17 protein-coding genes are annotated in these 22,872 nt (G+C 45.6%); 8 read left to right on the plus strand and 9 right to left on the minus strand.

Annotated features, from left to right (window positions below; translation table 11 throughout):
- Positions 1–31: 31 nt before the first annotated feature.
- Complete coding sequence (locus P0M28_RS21470) at positions 32–1,615, minus strand: glycoside hydrolase family 140 protein (RefSeq protein ID WP_302205006.1); 1,584 nt, start codon at positions 1,613–1,615, stop codon at positions 32–34.
- 56 nt (positions 1,616–1,671) lie between these two features.
- Positions 1,672–2,343 (minus strand): DUF952 domain-containing protein, encoded by a 672-nt coding sequence (locus P0M28_RS21475; RefSeq protein ID WP_302205008.1) that lies wholly within the window; start codon positions 2,341–2,343, stop codon positions 1,672–1,674.
- 113 nt (positions 2,344–2,456) lie between these two features.
- Here P0M28_RS21475 and P0M28_RS21480 point away from each other — a divergent pair, with 113 nt between their 5' ends.
- Positions 2,457–3,590 (plus strand): trans-sulfuration enzyme family protein, encoded by a 1,134-nt coding sequence (locus P0M28_RS21480; RefSeq protein WP_302205010.1) that lies wholly within the window; start codon positions 2,457–2,459, stop codon positions 3,588–3,590.
- A 110-nt stretch (positions 3,591–3,700) separates the two neighbouring features.
- Here P0M28_RS21480 and P0M28_RS21485 read toward each other — a convergent pair whose 3' ends face one another.
- The 3 genes from P0M28_RS21485 to P0M28_RS21495 all read right to left on the minus strand — a co-directional run bounded on the left by P0M28_RS21485 (position 3,701) and on the right by P0M28_RS21495 (position 8,734).
- Positions 3,701–4,606, minus strand: coding sequence for a TolB family protein (locus tag P0M28_RS21485; RefSeq protein WP_302205011.1), 906 nt, complete (start codon positions 4,604–4,606; stop codon positions 3,701–3,703).
- A 63-nt stretch (positions 4,607–4,669) separates the two neighbouring features.
- Positions 4,670–5,812: an N-acetyl-alpha-D-glucosaminyl L-malate synthase BshA gene (gene bshA / locus P0M28_RS21490; protein ID WP_302205012.1), complete on the minus strand. Its 1,143-nt coding sequence runs from the start codon at positions 5,810–5,812 to the stop codon at positions 4,670–4,672.
- Between the two features lie 42 nt (positions 5,813–5,854).
- The gene (locus tag P0M28_RS21495; RefSeq protein WP_302205014.1) at positions 5,855–8,734 is read right to left on the minus strand and encodes a serine hydrolase; all 2,880 of its coding nucleotides are present in this window, start codon (positions 8,732–8,734) and stop codon (positions 5,855–5,857) included.
- Between the two features lie 72 nt (positions 8,735–8,806).
- Here P0M28_RS21495 and P0M28_RS21500 point away from each other — a divergent pair, with 72 nt between their 5' ends.
- Genes P0M28_RS21500 through P0M28_RS21515 form a run of 4 tightly spaced genes read left to right on the plus strand, consistent with a single transcriptional unit; the run spans position 8,807 to position 12,842 of the window.
- Positions 8,807–9,172 (plus strand): hypothetical protein, encoded by a 366-nt coding sequence (locus tag P0M28_RS21500; protein WP_302205016.1) that lies wholly within the window; start codon positions 8,807–8,809, stop codon positions 9,170–9,172.
- A gap of 51 nt (positions 9,173–9,223) precedes the next feature.
- Positions 9,224–11,110 carry a DNA mismatch repair endonuclease MutL gene (gene mutL / locus P0M28_RS21505; protein ID WP_302205018.1) on the plus strand — a complete coding sequence of 629 codons (1,887 nt, stop codon included), beginning with the start codon at positions 9,224–9,226 and terminating at the stop codon, positions 11,108–11,110.
- Between the two features lies 1 nt (position 11,111).
- On the plus strand, positions 11,112–11,918 hold the full coding sequence (locus P0M28_RS21510; RefSeq protein ID WP_302205020.1) for a rhomboid family intramembrane serine protease: 807 nt from the start codon (positions 11,112–11,114) through the stop codon (positions 11,916–11,918).
- Between the two features lie 12 nt (positions 11,919–11,930).
- A complete protein-coding gene (locus P0M28_RS21515) occupies positions 11,931–12,842 on the plus strand; it encodes a rhomboid family intramembrane serine protease (RefSeq protein ID WP_302205022.1) in 912 nt (303 codons plus the stop codon).
- A 48-nt stretch (positions 12,843–12,890) separates the two neighbouring features.
- Here P0M28_RS21515 and P0M28_RS21520 read toward each other — a convergent pair whose 3' ends face one another.
- The 3 genes from P0M28_RS21520 to prfA all read right to left on the minus strand — a co-directional run bounded on the left by P0M28_RS21520 (position 12,891) and on the right by prfA (position 15,898).
- Positions 12,891–13,313, minus strand: a complete 423-nt coding sequence (locus tag P0M28_RS21520; RefSeq protein WP_302205023.1) for a secondary thiamine-phosphate synthase enzyme YjbQ — start codon at positions 13,311–13,313, stop codon at positions 12,891–12,893.
- A gap of 109 nt (positions 13,314–13,422) precedes the next feature.
- Positions 13,423–14,859, minus strand: coding sequence for a choice-of-anchor Q domain-containing protein (locus tag P0M28_RS21525; RefSeq protein WP_302205024.1), 1,437 nt, complete (start codon positions 14,857–14,859; stop codon positions 13,423–13,425).
- Complete coding sequence (prfA, locus tag P0M28_RS21530) at positions 14,834–15,898, minus strand: peptide chain release factor 1 (protein ID WP_302205026.1); 1,065 nt, start codon at positions 15,896–15,898, stop codon at positions 14,834–14,836. Before prfA ends, P0M28_RS21525 begins: the two co-directional genes overlap by 26 nt.
- A gap of 384 nt (positions 15,899–16,282) precedes the next feature.
- On the opposite strand from prfA, the gene P0M28_RS21535 reads away from it, so the two are divergent.
- Positions 16,283–18,241: a GAF domain-containing protein gene (locus P0M28_RS21535; protein WP_302205027.1), complete on the plus strand. Its 1,959-nt coding sequence runs from the start codon at positions 16,283–16,285 to the stop codon at positions 18,239–18,241.
- Between the two features lie 68 nt (positions 18,242–18,309).
- Here P0M28_RS21535 and P0M28_RS21540 read toward each other — a convergent pair whose 3' ends face one another.
- The gene (locus tag P0M28_RS21540) at positions 18,310–19,701 is read right to left on the minus strand and encodes a type III PLP-dependent enzyme domain-containing protein (protein ID WP_302205028.1); all 1,392 of its coding nucleotides are present in this window, start codon (positions 19,699–19,701) and stop codon (positions 18,310–18,312) included.
- A gap of 253 nt (positions 19,702–19,954) precedes the next feature.
- Here P0M28_RS21540 and argS point away from each other — a divergent pair, with 253 nt between their 5' ends.
- Together argS and P0M28_RS21550 are read left to right on the plus strand one after the other, a co-directional pair.
- Positions 19,955–21,751 carry an arginine--tRNA ligase gene (gene argS, locus P0M28_RS21545; protein WP_302205029.1) on the plus strand — a complete coding sequence of 599 codons (1,797 nt, stop codon included), beginning with the start codon at positions 19,955–19,957 and terminating at the stop codon, positions 21,749–21,751.
- A 210-nt stretch (positions 21,752–21,961) separates the two neighbouring features.
- Positions 21,962–22,861, plus strand: coding sequence for a 1,4-dihydroxy-2-naphthoate polyprenyltransferase (locus P0M28_RS21550; protein WP_302205031.1), 900 nt, complete (start codon positions 21,962–21,964; stop codon positions 22,859–22,861).
- Positions 22,862–22,872: the final 11 nt, after the last annotated feature.

Here is a 22,872-nt window from a genome sequence, read left to right on the forward strand (position 1 = left end):
TCTGTGTAGTGTAAGAAATGAGTGGAGAACACTAGTTTTGCCCAAATGGCTGCAAAACGAGTGCTAATGCCTCGGTAGTAGGTGGGGCAATGTGGATTATATCGGTTGGGCTTAGTGTAGTTTTATCAAGATACTTACCGCGTAGGGGATCGTACCACCGTGCTTCGTACGCTAACTGGTGAGGATTGTGTACCTTCAGGGGAATATCCGGGTGGGGAACGTACAGTAGTATGGTACAGTAGTCTTCAGAACACACTACCGATACAAAGTGAGCGTGGTTTTGATCGCCTGGCTGATTCAGTAGGAGCGAAGTGCTGGGGCGGAGTTTCCACCACTCAAACTGCTGAATAAATTCTGCCAAATGGCTTATTTGCTGGCTACCAGGTAGGTTGATACTTTCTTCCCAAGTAGAAACCGACTGACGGCTTAGTTCTCCGTGGTTTAGAATAGTCTCTCCTTTCCGAATCCAGGGCCAGATACCATTGGCACCATAGGTTACTCCTGCTATCGGAGTACCCAACAGACTCCAGTAAGCAGCATCGCGTACGTCATCTGCCGTCACACGTTGGAATATTTCCTCGTAGCAGGGTTCCATATTGATAATAGGGCGAGGGGGAAGTTGGCTCCATTGCCGGGTGGCTGGCCCTTTGGTAATGTATTCTACCGACGGTTGACTACTGCTGTGCCCCGATTGGTAGCCAATAATATCCACCCAATCTTCTTCGGCGTAGGTATCGCCTACCCAAGAGCGACCCATCGGGTGTAAGGCTACCAAGCCAGGAGGTTTTTCTGAGAATACGGCTCGCCCGATATTCTTCCAGCGCTTCTCGTAAATACTGGTGTATAAGCCATCGCCCCCCGGCAACCAAACTACATGATGAGCCCCGTAGCGGGCTACCAAATACTTGGCTAACAGTATAGCTTCCGCTTGAGGCAGTTGAAACCCCGGACTTAGCTCTCGGCCTTCGCCGTAGGGTAATGCCCACAGTAGCACTAGTGCGACTACCAGTCCGTACTCATTAATTTTATTAATCTTCCGATCGAGATGTTGAAAGAAAACGGGATTTATCTGAATAGATTTTTGTCCGGTAAAAGCCACTTGAAGATGATTATTCATATCACCACCCCGCCACTGAGTAGCTACGCACTGAATGACGGTATAATGGTGGTTGGCACGGTGCATTAAGTAAGTATCCCACTCTTGGTCAGTAGATTTTAGTAGGCCATTCCAGGCAGTACAACCAACCCACAGAAAAGGCAAACCATCGGTGTGCTTGAGATGGTAATCGCCCGGTTGGTGCGTAATAGCTCCATTTCGGTAAATAGGGAGCGAGCTAGTGTTGGGTACACAAAGGAAGGTGCCAGTTTGTTGATGTAATCCGGCATTGGTGGAATCAGAGCAACTGGTTTGGTAACACCAACTCCCCAACTCATCAGGCATGAAGCGGATACACCAATTTACATCACCATCCCAGAAACCGCAGACCTTCTTTCTTTGTCCGGTAGGAGAGATGAACTCTGCAAAAAAGATTTCTACTTCGTGCAGTGGGTTCTGATAGATAATCTGACTAGTAAATGCGACCTCATAGGGAGCCCATTGGCTGGCTTGTGTCATAGTGGCCGAAAGTTAGCCTACATTGTTTGTCAGAGCAAGTACGAGTTAGAGCGATCTTATCTATGCACTGCTCCTACTGGAATGGTACCGTAAATGCGAGGGAGAAGCTGCTTCCCTTCAGCTTCGTAACGAACAGATGATGTTAAGCGGAGCGAATTCACCATCAACCAGTCTTCTCCTTGTGAAGGTTGATTTTTCCACTGCTCTTCGGTATAGGCCGGAATAAAACCCTGCTTTTGCAATATATCTGGGGCATAATAACCTGTCTGTTGAGCTTCTTGCCAGGCTTTAGGGTCTTCTTTTACGTAGAGCGTTGGCAGCCCTTGTCGCAGAAAACGATTGGTGAACTTTATAAATTCTCGCAGGTTTTGGCTAACCAATGTCAGGGCAATATCTTGCCGATGGTGATGCTGATGAATGGCCAATACCTGGTGCTGGGTAGCTCCCCAGTACCACAGCAGCATAGAACCTACCAGCAGACTAATTAACCACCAGGGATTATACAAATTGAGCAGAATGGCTAGTAAACTCAACGGAGCTAGAATGCCTCCCGCCACTACCGGAAACCACCACCGACGGTTTTCAATCGCCACTCGCTGAATGCGTTCTATGTCGAACCGGCGAAGTTTGCCTCTAACTTGCACGTAAAAGTGCTCTTCCGTAAGCCAAAGTCGGTTCTGCTCATCATTTTCCTGAAGCAAGTAGCAGATAGCAATGAGGGAATTCAAAGAATTTAGTGTTATGGTGTCAACATGCTATAGTATTCGTGTTTTTAAGTTCAGAGTTTTGAGTTTTTGAGTTCAAAGTTCAGTAAACTTGAACACTCAAACATCTAAATCTCATGAAAAAGGCAACTACCTGTGTCCACGCGGGCAATAATAATCATAATCCGGCTCACGGATTGAACACTCCCGTATACACTTCTTCCGCTTTTGGCTATCTGGATACCCAAGAAAATATCTATCCACGCTACTACAATACTCCCAACCAAGAAGTAGTCGTTCAGAAGCTATGTGCTTTGGAGCAGGGCGAAGCGGGCTTATTGTTCGGGTCGGGAATGGCGGCGATCAGCACTGCTATGCTAGCCCTATTGCAGGCGGGCGATCATGTAATTTTACAACGCGACCTCTACGGTGGCACCCATCATTTTGTAACTACCGAATTAGAGCGCGTTGGAATTTCCTATACCCTGGTAGAAGAACCTACCGTAGATCAACTAGAAGTAGCCGTTCAACCTACCACAAAGTTGGTGTACATTGAAACTCCGTCGAATCCGCTACTTAAAATTACTGACGTGGCAGCGGTTGGTAGCTGGGCGCAGCAGCACAAGTTAATCAGCGTCATTGACAATACCTTTGCTTCCCCAATTAATCAGAACCCTATTCCGCTGGGTGTTGATGTGGTTCTTCACAGTGGGACGAAGTACTTAGGCGGGCACAGCGATTTATGCTTTGGTGCGGTAATTACCTCTCAATCGCTTCGTGACCGTATTTACGCTACGGCGATCAATCTGGGTGGATCAATCAACGCGGCTACCTGCGCCCTGATTGAGCGAAGCCTAAAAACCCTTTCGTTGCGGGTAGCTCAGCAAAACAGAAACGCCCAGGCGATTGCCGAGTTTTTGCAGCAACATCCAGCTGTGAATCAGGTGCATTACCCCGGTTTAGCCGATCATCCCGGGCACGAGACGGCTAAGCAGCAAATGCAGGGCTTCGGGGGAATGCTTTCCTTTGAACCGCGAGTAGACGGCAGCGATGGAGCGGAAAGACTCATGCGACAGCTAAAAATTATTACTCCCGCTATTAGTTTGGGTGGCATAGAATCTTTGGTCTGTGCCCCGGCTAAAACCTCGCACATCAAGCTCTCTGCCGAAGAACGACGACTGGTTGGCGTGAGCGATGAGCTTCTACGTATCTCAGTGGGTATTGAAGATACGGAAGACCTAGTGGAAGATTTACAGCAAGCTTTAGTGTGATGAATAATGAGTGATGATTAATGGACAAAGGATAATGGAAAAGAGTACACATTATTCTGCACTTCTGTTTCCATTTCCTAACCCCTAAAACCAATATTAATTATCAGTCATTACTCACTATTCCGTAGTTGCTCAATAATCTGGGCACTTACCCAGTAAATATCCCGGTCGCTAGAATAGAAGAAGTATTTGCCGTCTTTGGTAACGAAAGGGCAAAACTCGTAATGTTCGGTATTGATAATGTTGCCCATGTTTTTGGCCTCAGCCCAACTGCCATCTTCCTGCTTAAAGCTGATATATAGATCACCTCTGCCGTAGCTTCCCGGACGGTGAGAGCAAAAGATTAGGTAAGACTCATCGTAGGCCACAAATACGTCGGCTTCGTAGTTGGCGGTATTAACGGCATCGCTCAATCGCTGGGGTGTCTGAAATTGTCCATCTACTTGCTGCGAGGTATAAATATCGTAGTCGCCCCGTTGGGTAGCCCGGATGTTGGAGGCAAAGTAGAGCGTGCCACTTTCGGTAAATGAAATATAGTACTCATTGCTGTCCGAGTTAATTATTTCTCCCGCATTGATCGGGTCTGACCAACTGTTAGCTTGCTTTTCAGCGTACCAAATATCAATATCTTTTTTAGCACCCGTTCCGTTCAGCGGTTGACTAGAGATAAAGTAGAGTTTTTGCTCATCCGGTGAAAGAAAAGGGTCGTTGTATCCGTACTGCTTGTGATAGAATAATTTCTCTGGCTCAGTCCATTTACCTTCTTCCAGCTTAGTGTAGCGCGTTTCTGACTTGCCGTTTACATCTACCCCGTAGTAGAACTCGGTACCATCTTCCGAGAAAACTGATCCGAACTCAAATTCATCTTCTAGTGAGATGACACCAGGAGCAAAAACTTCTGGAGTCAGTCCGGGCGGGGATTGCTTTAAGTAAACTAATTCGTTATCGGCTTTTTGAGCATAACTGGCTACTGATAGGAGGATACCCAACGCGGCGAAGGTGAACTTATGAGGCATAGCTGGAAGGTAGTGTATAATAATTCTGGGTAAAAAGAGGCACTAAGTTATCTCTGAGCAAGATCAGGTAATCACTGCCTGAGGCAAATTGTTCGCGACTCGCTCGTACAAAGCTTCGTACTGAGGAACAATTAAATCTACTTCAAACTCCTTGGCTCGTTCTAGAGCGCCTTGCTTGAAGTGGGGTAGATTATCGGGATTCAGGATATGCAGTGCCTTTTCAACCATCGCATCAATGTCGCCCACCGGGCATACAAAACCGCTTTTTCCGTTGATGGTTAGTTCGGGTAATCCGCCCGCATCGCTGGAGATAACAGGTACTTCACAGGCCATTGCTTCCAGTGCTGCCAGACCGAAACTTTCTTTCTCCGAAGGCATCAGAAACAGGTCGCTTACCGAGAGTACTTCCTCTACGGCATCCATTTTGCCTAAAAAACGAATATCATCGCAGGTGCCTAGCTGTCGGCATAAGTCTTCTACATTGCTTCGCTCGGGGCCATCACCAATCAAGAGTAGCTTCGCCGGAATATGTTGGCGCAGCTTATAAAATATCCGAACCGTATCCGCCACTCGCTTCACCCGACGGAAATTTGACATATGCGTAATCAGATACTCATCATTGGGGCAAATGGCGCGTTTAAAGTGCTCTTTAGACTGACGGCGGAACCGATCGAGATCTACGAAATTATGAATTACTTCAATCTCCTTGGTAATATCAAAATGTTCGTACGTTTCGTCCCGCAGATTCTGAGATACGGCGGTTACTCCGTCCGACTGATTAATACTAAATGATACTACCGGGGCAAACGACTTATCTTTACCCACCAACGTAATATCAGTGCCGTGTAACGTGGTTACGATGGGAGTATGAATATTTTCCACCGCCAAGATCTGTTTGGCCATGTAGGCCGCTGAAGCGTGGGGAATAGCATAATGAGCGTGTAACACATCTAATTCTTCGTACTTAGCCACATCGACCATCTTACTTACCAGTGCCGACTCATAGGGTTGGTACTGGAATAGCGGATACGTGCGTACGTCTACTTGGTGGTAGGTAAGATTCTCATTAAAGAAATCTAGTCGGCTAGGTTGAGAGTAAGTAATAAAATGAATTTGGTGACCTTTTTTGGCTAAGGCTTTGCCTAACTCGGTAGCCACCACACCGCTCCCCCCGTGGGTAGGATAACAAATAATACCGACTTTCATGGAAAAGTAACGTCTGATAAAGAAAGATTGTTATCAGCCATTTTAACGACCTCGGTAGTCGGGCATCGCTTGGTAAATGACTGATTGTATTTTTGTACGTATGCCTTCGGTAAGAAGTTTGGTATTGCGGGCACTGGGGTGCACTCGGTTAGAAAGAAAAATATAAACCAAATCATATTTAGGATCGACCCATACCGAGGTTCCGGTAAAGCCCAGGTGGCCGAATGAGTCTAACGAAGCTTCCGGAGCCGTAGGGCCACCATCGCGAAAATGTTCGGGTTTGTCCCAACCTAACCCCCGACGGCTATCGTTATACGGACGTTGAGAGAACATCTTCACGGTTCCGTAGGGAAAATACTGTTGACCTCCATAGTAGCCTTCTTGTAAATTCATTTGCATGAGAATAGCCAGATCATTAGCATCGCTAAACAGACCCGCATGACCAGCTACTCCCCCGCTTAAAGCCGCGCCCTCATCGTGCACGGTGCCCTGTATTAGCGTGTTTCTAAAGTGGGTGTCTTCTTCGGTGGGTGCAATATCCTCTTGGGAAAATTGACATAACGGACGGTAACGAAGGGTAGGCAGCCCTAGCGGATCATAAATATTTTGGGCAAGGAATTCGTCTAAAGGTTGATCGGATATTTTCTCAATAAGGCGGTGCAGCATATAAAAGCCTAAGTCGCTGTAGCGATAATTAAACGTGGGCTTCCAAGAGGGTAGCCGTCCCCGGTATCGACGTAACTCTGATTGTATAGTCCAGTTCCATACGGAGTCTTTCAGAGTTGAGGCTCCGTATAAGCCCACAGTAATAGGTTGCATGAAATTTTGTTCCGGCTTGTATCGGTATAAGTCCGGCTTAAGCCCGTCATCATCAGTAGTGAATAGCCAGAAGGGAACAAAGGAACGTAAACCTGCCCGATGCAGTAGCGCATCACGAATTGTAATTTTGGCTTTATTGGTTTTCTCAAGTTCCGGCAAATAGTATGAGAATCGGTCATCTAGCGAAAATGCCCCTTGCGAATGCAGCAACATGACGGCTTGCACCGTAGCAGCTACTTTGGTCACCGAAGCAATATCATAAATGGTTTGATTGGTAATGGGGGTTAGCGAATCGTACGTTTGGTATCCGTAGGCTTTTTGATAAACTACCGAACCCCGGCGGGCTACCAAAACCTGGCAGCCAGGAGTCATTTCTTCCCGAATGGCCCAGTGTGCCAACGAATCTATTATACTCAACGAATCGGGGTGAATTAATACTTCTTCGGGAAAAGAATAACGTAATCGTTGCAGGGGTTGCGTGCTAATGCCCGTACCTTCTCTTAGTCCGTCCGTAATTTTAATCGGAAGTTTACCTCGGGTAGCCAAAGCACCGAACAGCATTTGAGGTACTATTTTTTGGGCTACGCTATCGGTCTCATAGGCACATAGCAAAGTACTAAACCGGGAGAATCGGCCCATTCTTCCGGGGGCACCAAAAAATACTAGCGTGACATTGGTTTCTTCGTGCAGAAATTTTAGAAAGGCCAGCGTTTTTTTCGGAACAACCCTACCGCTAGCTAGCTGAGATTCGTGAATAGCCACCACTACCTGATCGTATCGGCGGAGCCGTTCGTAGGTTTTTTCGTAATCAAAGCGATCCGATGTTTTAGGTACGGTGTAGTGGGTGAAATAGGTGTAGCGATCTAGGTAATCCTGAAAATATTGCGTTTCCGCCGGGCGGTCGGAAATAGTGAGCGAGGCAAACTGAGCGGTATCAAGTGTCTCAAAAGGTAAGATGTTTCGCTCGTTGCGTACTAAGGTGACCGATTGTTCTAAAAGCTGCTGTTTCAGCAATCGGGGTGAGTGTTGCCAGGGCAATAAATCAGTAGAATCTACCGTAGTGGTTGCATCCAAGCCAGCCTGATATTTCAATTGTAGCACTTTAGCCACCTTACGGTTTAGGGCTTCTTCCTTGAGGGTTCCTTGGGTAATAGCGCGCTTAATTTCTTCAATAGTTTGCTTTACGTCAGCCGGGGCAAAAAGCACATCGTTGCCGGCTCGCAAAGCGTTTACTCCAATATTAGCTGCGTTTCCTTGTTCAGCCAAAGGTTCCGAAAATACCAGCCCCTCTAACTGAAAAGCCTGCTCCAGAATGATGGATGTTGCTTGGTCGGGTCGTAGGGTGCTAGCGGGCGGCACTTCCACCAAATCAATGTTACCCAAGTGAGCGAGTAAAGTACCTCGTAATGTGTTAGCACTCTTTTGGGCACTTCCTTCCGTTCTAATTCGCTGAAAACAGGGAATAAGACCGTACTCCTTCATGCCTTTCATGTAAGATAATCCCTGCTGTATGCTTCTTACGGGCTGATCGTGGAAGCTACTGCGGGCAGTGTACCCTCGCCCGTTGTGACCTACTGAAATTAAAGGGTTAAAGTTGAGGTGGACACCAACATCGCGGCACTGCCGAGCTACGGCGGCTCCAGCCTGCTCTAAGTAAGACAATTCTTGAATGGCTCCTAAAGTCTGAAGTTGAGGATAGCTCCAAGTAGAGTCCAGTGTGGTGCCTAAACCTCGCTCAGCATTTAGTCCGATAAGAAGGGGAATAACGCTGGCTTGTTGCAACTGCCGAATTTGCTGCTTTAGCGGTTGTAATTTTCCCTGAAAAAAAATGATGCCCCCTAGCGGATAGGTTCGTGCCAGATTTTCTATATCTTGCCCGTAACGCTGATCAGAAGTAGCGTAGACCGGAAGAAATAGCAGCTGGCTGATTTTTTCTTCTACCGTTAAGGTATCCATAGTCTGCTGAATCCACTGATCGATAGAAGTGCGTGGAGAAGGTTGATCGGACAAAGTATTTGGCTCAAGCTGAGTAGTTTGCCCCCAAACCAAGTCCGATAACAGAACAATAATGGAAAAGAAAAGCACGTAAACTTTTTTCAGCATGAGGGCGTTCTTCTGATACCTTTCAAACAAGATTATCCGTTGTTTAGTGCCTAGCCGTTAACGTACATACTTATGAAACTTCCTTCGCTAACCCGGCTTCCCAATTATAGGAAATTTAGCTTTGAACCTCGCTACTACGACCCAATTAAAGAGGATATTGAAGAGCGTACTTCTCGAATAGAGCAAGAATTACGCCAACGCTCGCTGGAGACTTCGGCTCGTAGTGCGGGCATTCACGGAGCATTCGCTCGCCGGTCTAGTTACAAAAAAAGCTCTAATATGCTTCAGGGTATTATTATGGTTGCTCTATTTGTATTCATTTTTGGCTATCTCTATTTCGGAAATGATATCTTTTACGTTTTTTTGCTGTTAGGGCCAGCCTACATGTATTTCCGGCTTAAGCAAACAGCCGGAAAACGCCGTCAGTCTCGCACTTGAAGATAAAGCTATTGCCCACATACTTTTTAATACGGGGAGGAGAAACTTGCTATGTCTGATGTAATTCAGCTGCTGCCAGATGCTATTGCCAACCAAATTGCGGCAGGAGAAGTTGTGCAACGGCCCGCGTCGGTGGTAAAAGAGCTAATAGAAAATGCTATTGATGCTGGAGGTACTCTCATTAGTCTGGTGGTAAGAGACGCAGGTAAAGGACTCATTCAGGTGGTTGATAACGGACGGGGCATGAGCTCAACCGATGCGCGAATGTGTTTTGAGCGGCATGCCACCTCTAAAATCCGCCAGACCGAAGATATTTACAATATTCATACCCTTGGTTTTCGGGGCGAAGCGTTGGCTTCTATTGCCGCGGTAGCCCAGGTAGAACTAACTACCCGTCGGGCGGAAGATGAACTGGCTACCCGAGTGGTGGTAGAAGGTTCGGCATTCAAACAGACGGAGCCAACTACCGGATCAGTAGGCACTAATATCTGTGTAAAGAATCTGTTTTATAACATTCCGGCCCGCCGTAGCTTCCTGAAATCTAATTCGGTAGAGGTGCGGCACATCATGGACGAGTTTTATCGGGTGGTGCTGGCTCGGCCCGATTTGGGGTTCCGCTTTTTTCAAAGTGATAAGCCAGTCTACGATTTACCCGCGGGCTCACTAACTACCCGCATTAGTGACTTGTTTACGAATGCATACGCTACTGAACTACTTGCCTGCGATGAAGAAACCGATCATGTGCGGGTAACGGGACTGGTGGGCAAGCCGGAGTTTCATAAGCGCACCCGGGGCGAGCAGTTTTTCTTTGTGAATCAGCGGTACATCAAAAGCAACTACCTGCACCATGCCGTAATGAGTGCCTACGAAGCCATGCTGCCCGAAGGAAGCTTTCCGTTTTACACATTGTTTCTAGAGATTGATCCACAGCATATTGACGTGAATGTTCATCCTACTAAAACGGAAATCAAGTTTTCGGATGAACGCACTATTTACGCCATTGTTCGGGCTGCTGTGAAGCGTTCATTAGGTACGAATTTGGTTACACCGGTTTTTGATGAGGAAAACCACTTTGCTATATTTCCTACTGTTGAACCTCCCCAACCGGAAAAAGCAACAACTACCACCATTCCTTCCCGGCTCAATCAGAAAGAGTACCAATCGCTTTCCGGGGTAGAAATTACTAAGCGAGCCAATCTGGAACATTGGGAATCACTCTATCAATCTGGTAATGAAAAATCTCATTTTGATTTTCCCGAAGGCTCTGCCGAAGAAAATGGGGAGATGGCTCCGCCGGTTACTTTGCAAAGTGCTGTGAATCGTACCTCAGATCGGGGTGAGATGTTTCTGGAGTCGGAGCAGAAAGCGGCCAGTGACCCTCCGTTTCAGGTTCATCATACTTACGTGGCGGTTCATGTGAAGTCGGGACTCATGCTAATTGACCAGCAGGCCGCCCACGAACGTATCTTATTTGAGCAGTATTCGTTGGCGTTAGAAAAAAAATCCGCTGTTTCTCAGCAATCGCTGTTTCCCCAGACCATTCAGATTTCACCTGCCGATCTAGCTTTGTTGCAGGAATTGGATGAGGAAATTCGGGCAATGGGCTTTGTGTTTACCGTTGCTGGTAACGGAACGTTAGTTGTACAAGGAGTACCTCCCGATGTGAAAACCGGAACTGAACAAGAAGTACTGGAAGGAATTATTGAACAATATAAGAGCAACCAAGAACGACTTACTTTAAGTAAGCGGGACAATATGGCGCGCTCTATTGCCCGGCGCATGGCTATGAAGGCGGGGCAGCGGCTCAACGAAGCAGAGATGCGCGCGCTAATTGACCGATTATTTGGTTGTATTCAGCCTGATTATGCACCCGATGGTCGCAAAACCACGTATGTACTGGAATTAGAGAAAATCGCTACGTTTTTTACCAACACCTGATATGTTTGGCAGTCTAACCCCTACGGTTAAAAATTTACTCATTATCAATATCGCAATCTTTGCGTTGCAGTCGCTGATATTTTCTACCGATATGTTCGTCAATTTATTTGGCTTACGCTACATCAATGCCGAAACATTTCGCCCGTATCAGTTCATTACGCACTTATTTATTCACGGTGGCTTATTTCATCTTTTCGGTAATATGTTTGCCCTCTTTATTTTTGGGCCGCTGTTGGAGCGGGTGTGGGGCAACCAACGGTTCTTAGTATTTTACCTGATAACTGGGTTGGGAGCAAGCTTGCTATATTCGGGTATTAATTATTACGAAATACATCAGATTGAGCAGGCCGCTGACCGGGTACTCGAAGAAACTACTCCTGAGCGATTGTCTACTTTTATGTTAGAAGAAGCTGGATTTGCCTACCGAGGTAGTCCTCAGATTAAGGAGTTAATTGACGGGTTTTATGATAACCCTAACAGTAGTTCTTACATAAGTCAAGGGCGGCAGTTGGTGCAGCAAGTTGTTCAGAGCAAAGCGAATATTCCAATGGTAGGAGCTTCGGGGGCGGTGTTTGGAATTTTGATGGCCTTTGGACTGTTGTTTCCGAATACCGAATTATTTTTACTATTTTTCCCTTTTCCAATTAAGGCGAAGTACTTTGTTCTTTTCTACGGAGCTTACGAACTTTGGGCTGGGTTTTCGCGTCAACCCGGCGATAATGTGGCTCACTTCGCTCACTTAGGCGGTATGTTATTTGCTTTTATCTTACTGAAGGTGTGGAAAGATAAGCGTGACGCATTTTATTAGCAGCAGTAGTCCATGAACAGTATACTAGACGAGTTAAAATACGCATTTCAACGCCCCAATAATGGGCTGATGCAGATTATTGTAATCAATCTGATTATTTTTCTTGCCCTGCTTCTCATTTGGGTTCCGCTCACAATTTCTAACGAGAGCAATATTTATTCGCTAATTGTAGACCAATTTACCCTACCAGCTTCGTTGGGCAAACTGATTTATCAACCTTGGACGTTGGTTACCTACTTTTTTACGCACGAGCGGTTTTTTCATATTTTGTTCAACCTGTTGTTTCTGTACTGGTTCGGTAAGATTATTCAGGAATTTTTGGGCGACGAAAAGGTAGTGAACCTGTATATTTTGGGGGGCTTAGTAGGCGGGGTTTTCTATATTCTGATCTACAACCTGATTCCGTACTTCCAAAACCAGATTAGCGGTTCAGAAATGCTGGGTGCTTCGGCCGGGGTATACGCGGTGGTAGTTGGGGCGGCTACGTTTATGCCCAATTACTCCATTCCCCTTATTTTGTTGGGGCCGGTTCGCATTAAATACATTGCCCTGTTTTTTGTGATTATGTCGTACGTGGGTACTGCCGGAAGCAATGCGGGAGGAAACTTGGCTCATCTGGCCGGAGCCGGACTAGGGTTTCTGTTTATAAAACAGCTCCAGCGAGGTAACGATTTGGGTCGCCCGGTTACGCAATTCCTCGTCTTTATGAAGAGTTTCTTTGTGCGCCAGCCCAAAGTAAAAGTATCATACCGACGATCAAAATCTAGCAACGGCCACAGTGCTACCAGTAAAAAAGCCAAAGCTACTTACGAAACTAAGCAGGAAGAAATTGATGCTATTCTCGATAAAATATCTGCCAATGGCTACGATAGCCTCACCCGCGAAGAAAAGAAAAAGCTCTTCGATGCCAGTAAAAGCGAATGAATAATGACTGATGATGAATGAATTAATTAGTCATCAGTCATTATTCATTCAATTTCCCCAAGCAGTGAGTACTAAGCGGCGAGAACCGCCTCGGTTGCGATGTTCGCAGAGGTAAACTCCTTGCCAAGTTCCTAGGTTGAGCCGCCCATCGGTAATCGGAATAGTAACGCTGCTACCCATCATAGAAGCTTTAATATGCGCGGGCATATCGTCCGAACCTTCCAGCGTGTGTTTGTAGTAAGGCGCATTTTCCGGAACCATCTGATTAATGTGCTGCTCAAAATCAGCCCGAACGGTAGGATCAGCGTTTTCGTTAATGGTCAGGCTAGCCGAGGTATGCTGAATAAATATCTGGAGCATTCCCACCTGGATGCGCCGTATGTCGGCAAATTCTCGTTCAATAAGCGAGGTAATAAGGTGAAAGCCCCGAGGGTAGGCGGGCAAGCGAATTTCCTGTTGATATACATGCATAGGTTAAATTGTTCGATCGCGGATTGGTTTGTTAGTCCACAGTCCACCGACGATAGTCCATAGTTAATGCTGGTTGCTGATTGCCAAGTTATCATTCATTGCTCATGGTTTAAGGTATTTGATATTCGTAGGCACCCAAATCAGGCTGGTCATCACGCCTAGCTCCCTTCAGGTCAGTTAAGATAGAAGTTGGTATTCCCTGATTAATAGCCGGAGATAAGGTGTCAAGCTGATAATGAGCGATAACAGGGTCAGCGAACAGCGGGTTTTCGTTAAAAATATTACCGGCTAGCGTAGCATCAGCGTATTTCAGTAAGTTGGCATTTAGCGAAATAATACTGTTTTCGGATACTATATTACGAATTAGCTCATCGTCTAAAATACCCCAGAGAATACTGTTGGTCAGCTCAGCGTAAAAGGGTTGATTAGAAACTTGAAGATCATCCAGTTGCTCCGGCAGAAGTTCGGAGAAAGCTAATCCGTACCATTCATCTTCTCTTGCAAAGCGAATCCCACTATTATCCAGGGTGCAGTGGCGGTAACGATAGTAGCCGTTTCCAACATTATAAGCTAACCCAAGAACACAGCGATTTATTTGGGTATTATAGACATCTACATCCGAACCGATGGCGAGTAATCCGTAGCCCGCCATATTTTCTATAATTACATTCGCCAGTATCAAATCCGGGATAGTATCCGCATCGGGAGTGTTGATAACAACACCGTTAATTGCGCTGCGGACGTAAGTATGCCTTAAAACATTATTGCGGCTGGTGGTTGTAAAAGTTATGCCATCCCATTGGCCGAAAGCATTCCCAAAATTACCATCGGTGCGAACGTTGCGAAATATCACCGGAGCCGTAACTGTGCCTTCGGTCTTGAGAGTGCCTTGGACTAAGGCAAAGGCTCCATTATCAAAGAAAAACCGGGCACCGGAGTCAACCTTTACCGTAACATCCGGTTCAATCCAGAGCGAGTCCTGGATAACAAACGGGCGATCACCGCGCAGTGTAGTATCTTGCGAGATAATCCAACCTTGGTGAAAGTGGGCATCCTGTCCCCAGGCAATCAGTTTCACGTCTTGTTGGTTGCCATTCACTCGAAAAACTAACGAGTCTTTTTCTAAAAACGGAAGGTTTTCATCCTGTGGATCAATAAATACTTCTACCAGTAGCAATAAGCTATCACCTCCTAGCAGGCGAATATTCTCAAATTGCTGGCCGGGGTTTCCGTTTAAAGTAACGGTGTAGGGCGATGCATTGCCCCGCCCCGTAGCTACGGAAGCGATAGTTACCGCATTTCGATTAGAATTGTATACGGTTAGTAGTTGAGATGTGCTACCCCGCGTGGTAAATAGGGTATCAAACTGCACGGTATCTCGGTCAAATTGAAGCTGTACGGCCTCTTCGGTGAATATCTCTTCTTCGGGTGTACAAGCAGAAAACCACAACAGGCAACTAACTACTCCTCCGAGTAGTATCTTCTTACCTGTACCTTCCAACTTCCCACCCCGCATAGTGCTATCCTTCCTGTAATTTTTCAGCATTCTCAGCAATACGAAGTTGCTCCACAAAATCGCCTAGTTGGCCATCCATTACGGTAGGTAAATTATATACGGTGTAGTTAATCCGATGGTCGGTCACCCGGCTTTGCGGATAATTATACGTTCGAATTTTATCCGAGCGGTCGCCACTCTTTACCATGGATCGGCGCTGATCGCTGATCTCGGCGTTTTGCTTGGCTAGTTCTTTTTCGTAAATCCGGGAGCGTAATACTGTTAGAGCTTTATCAAAATTCGCGTGCTGCGAACGGCCATCCTGGCATTCAACCACTATGCCAGTGGGAATATGAGTGAGCCGAACCGCCGACTCCGTTTTGTTAATGTGCTGTCCGCCCGCTCCAGAGGCCCGGAACGTATCTTTTCGCACATCGCCCATGTTTACTTCTACATCTACTTCTTCGGCTTCGGGCAGCACCGCTACGGTTGCCGCCGAGGTATGTACCCTCCCCTGCGATTCGGTAGCAGGCACGCGCTGTACCCGATGGACACCTGATTCAAACTTCAACTTAGCGTATACATCTTCGCCAGTTACTGAAGTGATAATTTCCTTGTATCCGCCTACGGTACCATCGGTAAGGCTAATCACTGAGAAATTCCAGCCTAGATTTTCGGCGAACAGGCTGTACATTCGGAATAGATCGCCCGCAAAAATAGCGGCTTCGTCACCTCCGGTTCCGGCTCTAATTTCCAGAATTACATTTTTACTATCGTTAGGATCTTTGGGAATCAGCATGTACTTCAATTCTTCTTCTAATGTTACTTGCTGGGGCTCCATATCGTCTAACTCAGCCTTGGCCAACTCCCGAAATTCATCATCCTTCTCCGTTTCTAGCACGTCTTTGGCACTTCTAATATTATCGAGCACCTGCCGATATTCTTCGTATTTCTTTACAATCTTCTCTAACTCACCGTATTCTTTGGTTAATTTGGTGTAGTTTTTCATGTCAGCCATCGCGTCGGGCTGTATCATGAGTTGCCCTACTTCCTCAAATCGGTCTTTTATTGCTTCTAGTTTATCAATCACGGCACGAAAATTAAAAGTTACAAACTACCAAAAGAGCTTAATCGTAGTCTACTTAATCAGAGTAACGATTAGCTGGCTCACTTGGTGCGTTAAAAAGGAGGCCTTGGTTTTACCAATTGGTGAAAACACAGCAAAGCTACATTTTTTCCAACACTATTGATGATCTACACCGATAAACTCTTTGTCTAATCTATCTGCCATATCAGTTTTTGCGACACATACGCATCGGATATTACCTTGTAATCAAACCAGTCAGTTTGTGTTTTTTTATCTTGCAAATCATACCATTATTGCAAAGTATCGTTCGCTAGGGGGTAAATCTACCATGCACCCCACCACGCGTTTACATACACCCTGAACACTAATTGGCGGAGAAAACAAGCTATGAAAAAAGTACGATTTTCAATTGGCGGAAAGATATTAGGAGGGTTCCTGACCCTCATTGTCCTATTTACTGCAAATGCTGTCATTAGTATCATAACGCTAAACTCCGGTATAGAATTAACGGAAAAAACTACCGAGGTTACTGACCCTTCGGCCGATGCTATCGTCAACCTTATGACGATGGTCAATGAATCAGAAAAGCTGATTACCAGTTGGGTGTACTTACAAAATAATGAAGATAACAAGCAGGCACTAAAAGACTTGCATGCCGACTATCCTCAAATGAAGGAAGTGATAACGCAACTGAGCAATGCCTGGGAAGATAGCAGTCAAATACTGCAAATTGATACGGTTCTCATTCAATTTGAGTCGCTTATCGATAGCGAAAAAGAAATTATGGCCAGTTTGGTTTCTTTTGAGGATTACGAAGATCCGATGGCTAAATTGTTAGCGGAAAATATGATTGAGGACGATATAATTCCGCATACCAAAGAGATTCGTAGACAGCTAGACGAAATTAGTGATATTAAGGAGCAAGAAGCTGCCCAAGCCCAGATTGAAAATATTACTTCTTATTTACAATTGCGGAGAATTATCATCGTGCTGGGTGCAATAACCATTGCTATAGGGTTGATAGGAGCCTTTGTGATAAGCCGTAAAATTACCGGTCCGATTGGCTACTTGAAGAAGGTGATACTAGAACTAGGGAAAGGACGATTGCCCGAAGAGAACACTCAGGAGTCTCATAAGTTTAGTAGCGATGAAGTAGGTCAGATGGCCGATGCTGTAGATGGTTTGGTAAAAGGGCTAAAAGATACATCGGCGTTTGCCGAGAGCATTGGTAAGGGAGACTATAATGCTGAGTTCTCTCCTTTGAGCGATGAAGATATTTTAGGTAACTCGCTCATCAATATGCGGGATAATCTTCATAAAGTAGCTAAAGAAGATCAGGTACGCAATTGGGCTACCGAAGGTACAGCTCAATTTGGTGAACTGCTTCGTCAGAATAATGACGACATGCAGAAACTCACCCAAACAATCTTATCCAATCTAATTTCTTATCTACACGCCAACCAGGGCGGGTTGTACCTCATTCAGGCTAAAGATACGAGCGAACCGTTTATGACCTTGGAAGCCTGTTATGCTTGGGATCGGGAAAAATATTTAGACCAAAAAATTTACAAAGGAGAAGGGCTGGCCGGACAATCGTGGCAGGAGAAAGATACCATTTACCTGACTGACGTGCCAGATGACTACGTGCTGATTGCGTCAGGCTTAGGTGAGGCCAACCCTACCAGTATCTTGATTGTACCTTTAATGGTGAATGAAGAAGTGTACGGGGTAATTGAGTTGGCTTCATTTGAAGAGTTTAAACCTTACGAAATAGAGTTTTTACGAAAGATTGCCGAAAGCATTGCCTCTACTATATCTACTGTAAAAGTAAACGCTCGTACTCAACAACTATTGGCCGAATCGCAGCAAATGACCGAGCAAATGCAAGCCCAAGAGGAGGAAATGCGACAGAACATGGAAGAACTACAGGCCACGCAAGAAGAGGTAGATCGTAAGACGGGTGAAATGAAAAGTAGGCTTGATGCTATTGACGAGAGCGGTATTGCTTTCATCGAGTTTAATACCGAAGGTATCATCGTTACTGCCAATCAATCATTTTTATCTTTAATGGGGTACCAACTAGAAGAAATACAGGGACGGCATCATCGTATTTTTGTAGATCCAAATTACGCCCAATCGGCGGAGTATAAAGAGTTTTGGGAGAAGTTGCGAGGGGGACAAGAGCAATCCGGGGAACATAAGCGTATCACTAAAAGCGGTGCTGAGGTGTACATTCGAGGGTACTATCTCAGTGTTAAAGATAAAAACGACAATACTACCAAGGTGATAAAGTATGCACTGGATGTTACTGAGCTTAAGCAGAAAAGTATGGCAGTTGAGGCTTAACCACGGCAAACTGTGATTAGAATAGCTAACTTTCTCTCCATTAGAACGGCTGCGAATCGCGTAGCGGGTCAGTCGTAGCCCAGTACGTTTAGCATTGATTCACTGTTTTGTTCAGGGGCAAACAACTGGTAGGTAAACTCACCATTTTCATTCTGATCAATTACTACGTGCTTCGGGGCGGGAATTAAGCAGTGTTGAATACCGCCGTACCCACCAATAGCTTCCTGATACGCCCCAGTATTGAAGAAACCAACGTACAGTGGTTCATTCAGAGGGATTTTAGGTAAGAAGACTTCGTTACGGTGCGCTTCGGTGTTGTAATAATCCATGCTATCGCAGGTGAGCCCGCCCAGGTTTACTTTTTGGTAAGGCTGGTTCCAGTGGTTGATTGGTAGCATGATAAACTTTCGGTTCAATCCCCAAATATCAGGCAATTGGGTAATAAAGGAGCCGTCAATCATGTACCACAGCTCCTTATCATTTTGCTGTTTTTGTCCTAGCACCGAATAAATGGTAGCTCCGCTTTCGCCTACGGTATACATGCCAAACTCAGTCAGTAGGTGCGGGGTAGGAGTATTATTTTCCCGGCAAACACTCTGGATATTCTCAATAATTTGCTCAACAATATATTCGTAATCGTAGGTAAACCACAGTGAGTTCTTGATTGGGAAACCTCCGCCAATATCGATGGTATCCAGTGTGGGGCAGATTTTTCGGAGCTCGCAGTACATTTCTACGAAGCGGTTTAGCTCGCTCCAGTAGTAAGCCGAATCATCTATGCCCTGATTTACAAAGATGTGTAGCAGTTTAAGCCGCACTTTTTCGTTATGCTGAAGTTGTTCCCGATAAAGCTCTACCGCATTGCTGTAGCGAACGCCAAGCCGGGAAGTATACAATTCAAACCGAGGGGTTTCGTCGGAGGCCACTCGGATACCAACATCAAACGGATCGCGAACGTGCTGTTCGTAATAAGGCAGTTCCTCTAAATTATCCAGCACCGGAATACAATTTTGAAACCCATCGTTCAGTAATTCGGTAATGTATTGCTGATACAAGTCGCGTTTGTAGCCATTGCATACAATAAGAATATCCTTATTTATTCTCCCTTGATCGTATAACCGCCGAATGATTGGAATATCGTAGGAGGAAGAAGTTTCCAGATGAATATCATTTTTTAATGCCTCCGCCAGCACAAATGCAAAGTGCGACGATTTGGTGCAGTAGCAGTACCGATACTCCCCTTGATACTGGTATTTCTGCATGGCCTGCCCAAACATTTGTTTAGCTCGTCGGATGTTGGTGCTAATCTGAGGTAGGTACGTAATTTTACTGGGGGTACCAAATCGTTGAATTACCTCCATCAGCGGAACACCGTGGAATTGCAAACCGCTTGACTGCATATCAAAATCGGCGGTAGGAAAATCAAACGTCTTATGAATTAGATCGGCGTACTTTCGCATGAATTTAAAATGATACAAGGCCTGTGAAGAATGCAATATTCTGATAATTTTGGCATCTTTGCAATGCACATTTTATAATTGAAAATTGAGAGGGGAGAATGAATAGTTGGTGGGGAGCTGGGGGCTTGGTGCAGGGGGTAATGAGCAATGAACAGTGTGCAATGAGTAATGACTGATGACCAATGACTAATAACCATTCATTAATCGGACAATTGAACATTAACACCATAACACTTGAGCACCACAAGATAATATGAACATAGAAAAACAACTGATTGAAGGGATTCAGGCAGCCTTTCAGCATCATTATCAACATGTACTTGCATCCGATGAGATTGGTTTACAGCCCACCCGAAAAGATTTTGCTGGGTCGCACACCTTTGTTACCTTTCCCTACGCCCGGGTTACCCGCCAAAGCCCACCCCAAACTGCCGAAACAATTGGTAACTATCTCAAAGAGCAAGTTGGTATTGTTAAAGACTTCAACGTAGTGAAGGGCTTTTTGAACATAGAATTGGCCGATTCAGTGTGGGTGAGTACCCTTCAATCAATTCTTCAGCAATATCAGTCGGAGCAACCCTACGGATTTCAGCCGGATAATGGCAAAAAGGTGATGGTTGAGTTTTCTTCTCCTAATACCAATAAACCATTGCACCTCGGGCATCTGCGAAATAATTTTTTGGGCGATGCAATGTCCAGAATTCTACGAGCCAACGGTTACGCGGTGCACAACGTCAATATCGTAAATGATCGGGGTATCCATATTTGTAAATCAATGCTGGCCTACCAAAAATTCGGTCAGGGCGAAACTCCTGAATCAGCTGGTCTTAAGGGCGATCATTTGGTAGGCAAGTACTACGTAGAATTTGATAAGCATTACAAAGCCGAAATTAGCCAATTAGTTGCACAAGGCACGGAAGAAGAACAAGCCAAGAAGGAAGCACCCCTAATGAAAGAGGCCCAAGAGATGCTGAAGCAGTGGGAGCAGGGAGAGGCAGAAACGGTAGCTCTGTGGAAAAAAATGAATGCTTGGGTGTACGAAGGTTTTGATGCTACCTACCAGAAGATTGGAGTTTCATTCGATCAGATTTATTACGAATCAGACACCTACTTGCTCGGAAAAGATATTGTAGAAGAAGGGCTGGAAAAAGAAGTGTTTTACCGGAAAGAAGACGGCTCAGTTTGGATTGATTTGAGCGATGAGGGTTTAGACGAAAAGCTAGTACTGCGGGGCGATGGTACCTCGGTATACATGACCCAGGATTTGGGTACTGCCGAACTGCGGTACCGCGATTGGCCGTTCAATCGGCTGGTGTATGTAGTGGGTAACGAACAGAACTACCATTTTAAAGTACTATTTTCTATCTTGAAACGGCTGGGACGACCCTACGCTGATGGTTTATTTCATCTTTCCTACGGCATGGTAGACCTGCCTTCCGGGAAAATGAAATCGCGAGAAGGAACAGTAGTAGATGCTGACGATCTGATTGATGAAGTGATTCAGCAAGCCCGAAAAAAGACGGAGGCACTGGGCAAAATTGAAGAACTAACTCCTTCGCAAGCTGAAGAGCTTTTTCAGATGTTAGGACTGGGAGCCATTAAATATTTTCTGTTGAAAGTAGACCCCAAGAAACGAATGCTGTTTAACCCCGAAGAATCGGTACAGCTTCAGGGAGATACGGCTCCGTTTATTCAGTATACCCATGCCCGAATTTCCGCCATTTTGCAGAAAGCAACCCACGATGGAATCAATCACGAAGCATTTGGCTCGTTGTCCGAGATTCATGGTTCCGAGCAGGAGGTGATAGAGCTTCTGGCAGTTTTCCCTCAAAAAGTTCAATTGGCCGGAGCGGAGTACGCCCCATCGGTAATTGCCCAGTACGTATTTGACCTAGCCAAAGCCTACAACCGCTTTTACTCGGAAGTATCAATTTTTGCTGAGAAAGATGCGGATAAAGTAGCGTTTCGGGTGGCTTTGTCATCAGCCGTGGCGCAAACCATTTCTGCGGGGCTGGGTTTGTTAGGTATTCAGGCTCCGAAGCAAATGTAATGTTACGGAGTCCGGAAACGGGAGGCGGGAGACCGGAGGGTGAATTTTGAGATTATAAGAAGTTTTCAGTTCAAAGTTTTAAAGAGTAACGCACCCAATAAAGTGTGAAGCAGAAAAATTAAACATGGTAGTAATTCAAGATTTATTTAACCCTTCCAATGTCATATTTCCGGCCTCTGTTCTTCGGTCTCCGGTTTCCGTTAAGTTGTTATGCCCACACTGAAAGATTGGGTTGAAGCAGCTCGTCCGCGAACGTTGCCTTTGGCCTTAGCATCCATCGGCATGGGAGCATTTCTGGCGGCTTCCGTAGAGCAGTTTCGGTGGGAAGTTTTGGTACTCACAGTACTGACAACTATTTTTCTGCAAGTGCTATCTAACTTCGCTAATGACTACGGCGATTCTATCCACGGAGCTGATAGTAATGATCGGGAAGGCCCCCAACGAGCGGTGCAATCAGGAGCTATATCACCCGCTGCCATGCGACGAGCCATGAGCCTGTTTGCGCTCTTATCATTTGTCAGTGGAGTTACTTTGCTGCTTATCAGCATTCAGTGGAATATCCAAGTACTAGTAGTATTTCTGGGGTTAGGCTTATTAGCAATCGCTGCGGCCATCACGTACACATCGGGTAAAAAACCCTACGGCTACGCCGGGCTAGGCGATATATCCGTATTGATCTTTTTCGGTTTGGTAGGCGTGTTGGGTTCGTTTTACCTACATACTGCCTTTTTTGACCCACTAACCATACTACCTGCGCTGAGTTGCGGACTATTATCCGTAGCCGTACTCAACGTAAATAATATTCGGGATATTAAAACCGATGCATTGGCTGGCAAAAAATCTATTCCGGTACGTTTGGGGCGTAGCCGGGCGGTGATTTATCATTGGCTTTTACTATCCGTAGGAATTACCTGTTCGGTGGTCTTTGTGCTACTCTCGTACAATACTGCTTACCAGTGGATATTTTTGTTGAGTGTTCCTCTGTTAATAAAAAATGGAATAGCGGTACAGACTAAAAAGCAGGCGGTTGAATTAGATCCCTATCTGAAGCAATTGGCTTTGTCTACCCTAATTTATGTGCTTACTTTCGGAATAGGCCATTTATTGTAAAGAAAATTGAA

The organism is Tunicatimonas pelagia, assembly GCF_030506325.1.
In the GTDB taxonomy this organism is placed as follows: Bacteria; Bacteroidota; Bacteroidia; order Cytophagales; family Cyclobacteriaceae; genus Tunicatimonas; species Tunicatimonas pelagia.